Annotated in this window: 3 protein-coding genes and 1 pseudogene; all 4 read left to right on the top strand. The window is 66.8% G+C overall.

All coding sequences use genetic code 11. From position 1 onward, the window contains the following. The first annotated feature begins 81 nt into the window (after nucleotides 1–81). Nucleotides 82–2838, top strand: coding sequence for a DUF1156 domain-containing protein (locus tag AC08OO_RS05750; RefSeq protein WP_476618304.1), 2757 nt, complete (start codon nucleotides 82–84; stop codon nucleotides 2836–2838). 1 nt (nucleotide 2839) lies between these two features. Further along, a complete protein-coding gene (locus tag AC08OO_RS05755; protein WP_476609154.1) occupies nucleotides 2840–6190 on the top strand; it encodes a Swt1 family HEPN domain-containing protein in 3351 nt (1116 codons plus the stop codon). Nucleotides 6191–6513: 323 nt separating this feature from the next. After that, complete coding sequence (locus AC08OO_RS05760; protein ID WP_476609175.1) at nucleotides 6514–7032, top strand: hypothetical protein; 519 nt, start codon at nucleotides 6514–6516, stop codon at nucleotides 7030–7032. A gap of 260 nt (nucleotides 7033–7292) precedes the next feature. Then, nucleotides 7293–7593, top strand: a pseudogene (locus tag AC08OO_RS05765) (zinc ribbon domain-containing protein); the annotation flags it as partial. Nucleotides 7594–7615: the final 22 nt, after the last annotated feature.

Genomic DNA, 7615 nt, shown 5'->3' on the forward strand with positions numbered 1-7615 from the left:
CTGAACGTGTAGGAACCCGCCGCTATGTTCAGCTACGACCCTGGGTGGCCACCCGGGTCGGGAGCGTAGGGGGGCGGGTTCGTGGTGCGGACGCGGAAGCTGATCGAGGTGGCGCTTCCGCTGGAGGCGATCAACCGGGAGTCCGCCCGGGAGAAGTCCATCCGGCACGGACACCCCTCCACGCTGCACCTGTGGTGGGCGCGGCGACCCCTCGCCGCGGCCCGAGCGGTCCTCTTCGCCCAGCTCGTCGACGACCCGAGTGCGCGGCCCGAGGAGTTCCCCACCGAGGAGCTGCAACGCAAGGAGCGGGATCGTCTGCACCACCTCATCGAGCGACTCGTGGTCTGGGAGAACGCCCGGGACGAGAAGCTCCTGCGGGCGGCCCACGAGGAGATCCTGAAGTCCACGAACGGCAACCCGCCGCCGATCCTGGACCCCTTCGCAGGTGGCGGCTCCATTCCGCTGGAGGCTCAGCGGCTCGGCTTGGAGGCCCACGCATCCGATCTCAACCCCGTCGCCGTTCTCATCAACAAGGCGCTCATCGAGATCCCCCCGAAGTTCCGCGGCCAGCCCCCCGTCTACCCAGGCCTGGCCGGCTCCGAGATCCGCGCCTGGAAGGGCGCCGAGGGCCTGGCCGCCGACGTGCGCGCCTACGGCGCCTGGATGCGTGACAAGGCCGAGAAGCGCATCGGCCATCTCTACCCCAAGGCCACCCTCCCCGACGGCACCAAGGCCGCGGTCATCGCCTGGATCTGGGCCCGTACCGTCACCTGCCCCAACCCCGCCTGCGGCATCGAGATGCCCCTGGTCCGCTCCTGGTGGCTGGGCAAAAAGAAAGGTAAGGATGCGTACGGCGTCCCCACCGTCGTCCCCGACCCCACCCACTCCTCGGGGCAGCGGGTCGAGTTCACCATCGGACACGACAAGCACGCCGCGCCGACCGCTGCCACGGACGGGACCGTGTCGAAGACCGGCGCGCGTTGCCTGGCCTGCGACGCGGCAGCGGACCTGAAGTATGTACGCGCGGAGGGCCGTGCCGGGCGGCTCGGCGCCCAACTCATGGCCGTAGTCGCTGAGGGCAACCGCCAGAGGATCTACCTCGCCCCGACCGACGAGCACGTCAAGGCCGCCGCGGTCGACCGGCCCGAGGACGTGCCGGAGGCCGCGCTCCCAGCTGCGGCGCTCAGCTTCCGGGTGCAGGCCTATGGGATGACGAGGTGGGCCGACCTGTTCACCGACCGCCAGCTCACCGTCCTGACCACCTTCAGCGACTTGGTCTCCGACGCCCGCGAGCGGGTCCTCGCCGACGCCGGAACCGAGGCGTACGCCGACGCCGTCGCCACCTACCTCGGCATCATCGTCAGCAAGATGACCGACCGGAACTCGACGTTGGTGAACTGGTACGCCTCAAGGGAGTCGACGAGTTCCACATTCGCGCGCCAGGCACTGCCCATGATGTGGGACTTTGCCGAGGTCGAGCCTCTCGGAAGCAATACGGGCTCTTTCAGTAACTCGCTCCTGTGGACCGCCGAGACGATCGAAGGCCTGCGTGGCGAGGTCCCCGCGACGGTCAGCCAGGCCGATGCGACTAGCCGAAACTTTGTTGGCGTGGTCAGCACTGACCCGCCGTACTACGACAACATCGGCTACTCCGACCTCTCGGACTTTTTCTACGTCTGGCTGCGACGATCGCTCCGGTCGATCCATCCAGGCCTCCTGGGGACGATGCTTGTCCCGAAGGCTGAGGAACTGGTTGCGAACCCGTACCGTCACGACGGCAAGGACGGCGCAAGGAAGTTCTTCGAGGATGGTTTCCGCAGCGTGTTTGCGGAAGCACGCAAGACGGCGTATCCTGATATCCCAATCACCGTTTGGTACGCCTTCAAACAGAGCGAGACGAGCGAGACCGGCGAGGCATCGACTGGCTGGGAGACCCTGCTCGAAGGCATGATCCGGTCGGGCTGGGAGATCACCTCGACGTGGCCGAACCGTAGCGAGCTCGGCAACCGCATGATCGCCAGTGGCACCAACGCTTTGGCCTCCTCGATCGTGCTGTCGCTGCGTCCTCGTCTCGAGGGGGCTCCGACTACGGACCGGCGTGGGTTCATCGCGATGCTTGAGGCGGAGCTGCCGGAGGCGCTTCGGAAGTTGCAACAGGGGCAGATCGCGCCGGTGGACCTGCCGCAGGCAGCGATCGGGCCGGGGATGGCGGTGTTCAGCCGGTACAGCGGGGTCCTTGAGCCCGACGGCAAGAAAATGACTGTGCGCTCGGCGCTGGCGCGGATCAATGAGATCCTCGATGTGGTGCTGGCCGAGCAGGAGGGCGACTTCGACGCGGCCTCTCGGTTCGCGATCGCATGGTACCGCCAGCACGGCTATGGCATGGGCTTGTTCGGCGACGCCGACAACCTTGCCAGGGCGCGCAACACCAGCGTCGACGTCATGGACCGGGAGGGGATCCTGACGAGCCGGGCGGGCACAGTCCAGATCCTGAGGCCCGCCGATCTGTCGTGGGACCACGACGTGCTCGAGGACAGCCACACCAGTAACTGGGAGATTCTCCACCATCTGATCGGCGTGCTGGAGCGGGATGGCATCACCCCGGCCGGCGACTTCCTCCAGGCGGCGTTGAGCCGCCCGGACGGCGCCGTCGATGCTGACCTCATCAAGGAGCTCGCGCACCTTCTCTTCCGCATCGCGGAGGGCAATGGCTGGACGAAGGACGCGCTGAGCTTCAACAGCCTGGTGACGAGCTGGCCGGAGATTCTGGAGGTCGCGCGCACCCAGAAGAAGTCCACCGAGACGCAGTTCGCGATCGACTTCGACGAGGACGAGTGACATGGCGCTGAGCAACCGCGACCGCATCGACCGGATGTTCCAGGTCCTCGCCCCGGCGCTGGACGACTTCATCTCGTCGGTGATCGGACAGGCCGCCCCGGCGCTGGGGGCTGAGTGGACGAAGCTGGTCCAGGTGAAGGACCTCAAGAACGGCGCCCCTGCCGGCAAGAGTTACGACCCGCTCGACCCGCAGGTCCAGTTCCGCATGCTCACCGAAGGCAACATCACCGGCGGCTACAAGCACGGCTGGTACCCGTTCAATCAGACCGTCGGGCGTGCTGGTGAGACGTTCGCCAGCGAGCTGCGCGAGGTACGCAACGCGTGGGCGCACAACGGCTCGTTCAGCGACGACGATGCCTACCGCGCGCTCGACACGGGCGAGCGCCTGCTCAAGCTCATCGGGGCGAACTCCGAGGTCGACGAGGTCCGCGGCATCCGGCTCAACCTGCGTCGGGTGACCGCGGACAAGGATGACAAGAAGGTTCTCAAGGCCGCGGTCGACAACCCCGAGGCTGCCGGGCTCAAGCCGTGGCGTGAGGTGCTCCAGCCCCACGACGACGTCGCCACCGGCAACTTCCACGCCTCCGAGTTCGCGGCCGACCTGTACAAGGTCGCCACCGGCGGCGAGGCCGACTCCGACTATGCCGACCCGGTCGAGTTCTTCAGGCGTACCTACCTCACCGAGGGCCTCCGTGATCTGATCGGCCGCGCCGTGCGGCGTCTTTCGGGTGACGACAACGCCTCGCCGGTGATCAATCTCCAGACGAACTTCGGTGGCGGTAAGACCCACTCGATGCTGTCGCTGTGGCATGTGGCTGCTGGGCTTCCCGTGGGCGAGTTCCCGCAGGAGACCCAGGAACTGCTCACCGCCAACGGCTACCCCGGCACCGAGGTGAACCGGGTCGCGATCGTGGGCAACCACTTCAGCCCGTCCGGTGTCACCAAGGATGACGGCACCCGCGTCAACACGATCTGGGGTGAGCTGGCCTGGCAGCTCGGCGGTGCCGAGGCGTACGCCATCGTCGCGACCGCGGACCTCAACCGCACCCACCCCGGCGAAGCGCTCCACACGCTGCTGGCGAAGTACGCGCCCGCCGTCATCCTGATCGACGAGTGGGTCGCCTACGCCCGCTCACTCGTGGGCCGCGACGACCTTGCGGGCGGCACGTTCGACGACCAGTTCACCTTCGCCCAGTCGCTGACCGAGGCTGCCAAGGGCACCTCAGGCGTCCTGCTCGCGATCTCGATTCCTGCCTCTGAGAGCGGGGTAGACTCGAAGACCGTGGCCGGGAACGCCGAGGAGGTCGGCGGCGCCAACGGCCTGGAAGCCTTGAAGCGGCTGCAGAACGTCGTGCGCCGGGTGGCTGACCAGTGGCGCCCGGCGTCGTCGGACGAGGCCTACCACATCGTCAGGCAGCGGCTGTTCAAGCAGCCTGACGCCGCCGCGCTCGCCTCGATCGGAGCGACAGCCAAGGCGTACCTGGAGCTGTACCGCAAGTACACCGACGACTTCCCGCGCGAGGCGCGCGACGGGTCGTACGAGTACCGCATCAAACGGACCTACCCGATCCACCCGGAGCTGTTCGACACCCTCTACGAGGAGTGGTCCTCGCTGGAGCGCTTCCAGCGCACCCGCGGTGTGCTGCGGCTGATGAGCACGGTGATCCACGCGCTCTGGACGGGCGAGGACGCGTCACCGTTGATCATGCCGGGTTCGATTCCGCTCGCCACCGCGAATGTGAACGCCGAGCTGACGCAGTACCTCCAGGACTCCTGGAAGGCGATCATCGACGCCGATGTCGACGGCCCGAACTCCGAGCCGGCGCGCATCGACCAGGAGAAGCCGCTGTTCGGCCAGCGGGCGCTGACCAAGCGGCTCGCCCGCACGGTGTTCTTCGGCGCGGCCCCGACGATCGCGCCCGGCTCGGTCCACAAAGGCATCGGTACCCAGCGGGTCTTCCTCGGCACCGCGATTCCCGGCGACATCCCGGGTAACTTCCACGCCGCGCTGACCCAGCTTGGTGACCGGGCGACCTACTTCTACTCCGGGTCCGGCAAGTACTGGTACGATCTTCAGCCTAACATCACCCGCACCGCCAAGGACCAGGCCGAGCGCCTCCACAAAGAGGACGTGTGGAAGGAGATCGTCACGCGGCTGCTTGGCCAGGGCCGTCTGAAGGGCGACTTCCTCGGCGTCCACGTCTGCCCGGAGAACGACGCCGACATCCCGGACACCGGTGAGGCGCGCCTCGTCATACTCCACCCGAAGTTCTCCCACCGGCGGGGCACCGAGTCGGTCGCCAAGGGCTTCGCGCAGAAGGCGACCGAGCAGCGCGGCAGCTCCAATCGGACCAACCGCAACATGCTCGTCTACCTCGCCCCCGACGAGGCCCGGCTGGGGGAGCTCGACGCCGCCACCCGCGACTACCTCGGCTGGAAGCATGTTCTCGACAACGAGGCCGACCTCGACCTGACCCAGAACCAGAAGAAGCAGGCCGCGCAGCGCCAGGCCCAGGCCGACCAGACCGTCACGGCTCGGCTCCTGCAGACCTTCACCTGGGCGCTCGTCCCGGCCCAGCCGGACCCGAGCGCGCCGTTTGTCATCCGGGAGGCCAAGGCCGACGGGCAGTCCACCTCGCTCGCCGAGCGGGTGTCCCGCCGCCTCGGCAACGACGGTGACCTCTCGACGAGGCAGGCCGCGGCGACGATCCGCCTGGCGATCAGCAAGGTCCCGCAGATCTGGAAGGACGGCCACGTCTCGCTCGGCGCCCTGTGGGCGCTCTACAGCCAGTACCCCTACATGCCCCGCCTGCGCGACAGGACGGTTCTCAACGAGGGCATCATCGACCTGCCGATGATCTGGCAGACCGATGCCTTCGCGCTCGCCGCCGGCTATGACGACTCCGCCGGGCGCTACATCGGACTTTGGACACCCGAGGACAAGAGCGCCGCACCGGCGGCTACCGACTCGCTGCTCCTGGTGCGTCCCGACATCGCCGCCCAGCAGCGCGACGCCGAAGTCCCGGCGACGCCGGGCCAGCCGGAGAGCCCGAGCGAGGACGACGCGAAGAAGCCTTTCAAGCCGGACCCTGACCACCCGGGCGTCTACCATCGCAAGGTCAAGACGCGGTTCTACGGCGTGAAGACCCTGAACTCCGACAAGATCGCCCTCGACTTCAAGAACGTCGCCGACGAGATCATCGCCAACCTCCGCCAGGACGGCACCGAGCTCGTCGTGAAGATCGAGATCGAAGCCACGAAGAGCACCGGCTTCGAGGAAGGCCAAGTCCGCACCGTCTCCGAGAACGCCGGGACCTTAAAGTTCGACCAGTCGGGCTTCGAGGAGAGCTAAAGGGCCGGTGCCGAGTCCATCGAACCCGCCCACGCGAAGCTCCGCCGGGCAGGCTACGCCGGCAACACGAACGCCAAGACGACTGATACGGGTTGATTGCTTCGGTCGCGCGGCACTCGGCCAAGCCCGAACCCGATTCAGCTGCGATCACGGCTGCAAGGTGGTTCGTTGGTTGATCGAGTTCCGGCCTGTGCATCGGATGTCTTACTTCCTGTCGGTAATGCTACGAAACGCGCGCGAATGCCCACGCACCGTCGGTACCGTACCGGCGCGACACATAGACCCGAGGAGCGGCCGGACCGGGCGAGGAGGCCGTCGTGGCGATGAAGGTCAAGGTGGGCAACTATGCCTATCTGTGGGAGGGTGCTGAGCCCCTCGTGCCGGGGGACCTTGTACTCCTGCCCGAGAACTGGCTCAGTCCCAAGATCCATGGCCCCGGACCCTTCGAAGGCACGGTGACCGCTGCCGGAAGTGACTGTGACGGTCCGATCTCGCGGATCATCGCCAAGATCGGGCACGATCCGGAGTGGCAGCCGCCTGCGCCGTACATCCCACCCGCACCGCGCGTGTCCCTCATCCACGAGGGTCGGTATCGAGTTGCCTTGGCCGAGTACGAACGGCAGCGTGACGAGTGGCGCCAGCGCGCAGGCGGGTCCCTGTCTGATCCGGTGACCGTCGAGCGGGCCAGGCTCGTTGTGTGCCCAAAGTGTGGTGCTCCTGAGTCAGGCCCGTGCACGGATGCCATGAAGCCCCGAAAAGCGAACCATCAGGAGCGGGTCCGTCGCTTCCGCGAGTGGATGGAGGAGACCCATCCTCGATTTCCATGGCGCGGAGCGTCGTAGCTGCCAGTCTCGGCCTGATGAATTTTGCATGATGTGCGAATTCCGAGAATAGTCATGCGGACTCGATGCGGCGGATCCAATTTTTGCCGTCTGCGGCTACTCCTTCGAGAATATGGATCGTGTGTTGGAGGCCGCCGGCGTCCTGGGGGCGGCTGGCCACCGATGCTGCTGTTTCGTCCTCGGTTAATTCATCGGGTGCGGATTCCGTCGTTTTCATCTGGATTTTTTGGCCGTTCATCAGGGCGAGCTGGAACTTCTGTGTCGCGGACCGCTGGTATCCAAGCTCGAAGACCTGTTTCGACTGCGGCTGGCGAAACCCAGGCCTCACCCTGTCGGACCGTATCTTCGCCTGCCAGTCCTGCGGGCTGGTAGGCGACCGCGACCTGAACGCCGCGGTCAACCTGTCCAACCTCGTCGCCGCCAGTACGTCGGAGACAGTAAACGCCCGTGGAACCGACCGGTAAGACCCCGTCCGCGGGGCGGGCGGCTGGGAAACGGGAACCCGGCACGGCTCCGGCCGGTCAGACCGGGAGTGCCTCACCGCAAGGTGAGGCGGCATGAGCGCCGCTATCGGGCGCTCTTA

It is taken from the genome of Frankia sp. CeCAU1, from assembly GCF_977971845.1.

What these genes read in the sequence shown, in the direction of transcription:
- AC08OO_RS05755 (WP_476609154.1), top strand. Translation starts at nt 2,840, where the DNA reads ATGGCGCTGAGCAACCGCGACCGCATCGACCGGATGTTCCAGGTCCTC.
- AC08OO_RS05760 (WP_476609175.1), top strand. Translation starts at nt 6,514, where the DNA reads ATGAAGGTCAAGGTGGGCAACTATGCCTATCTGTGGGAGGGTGCTGAG.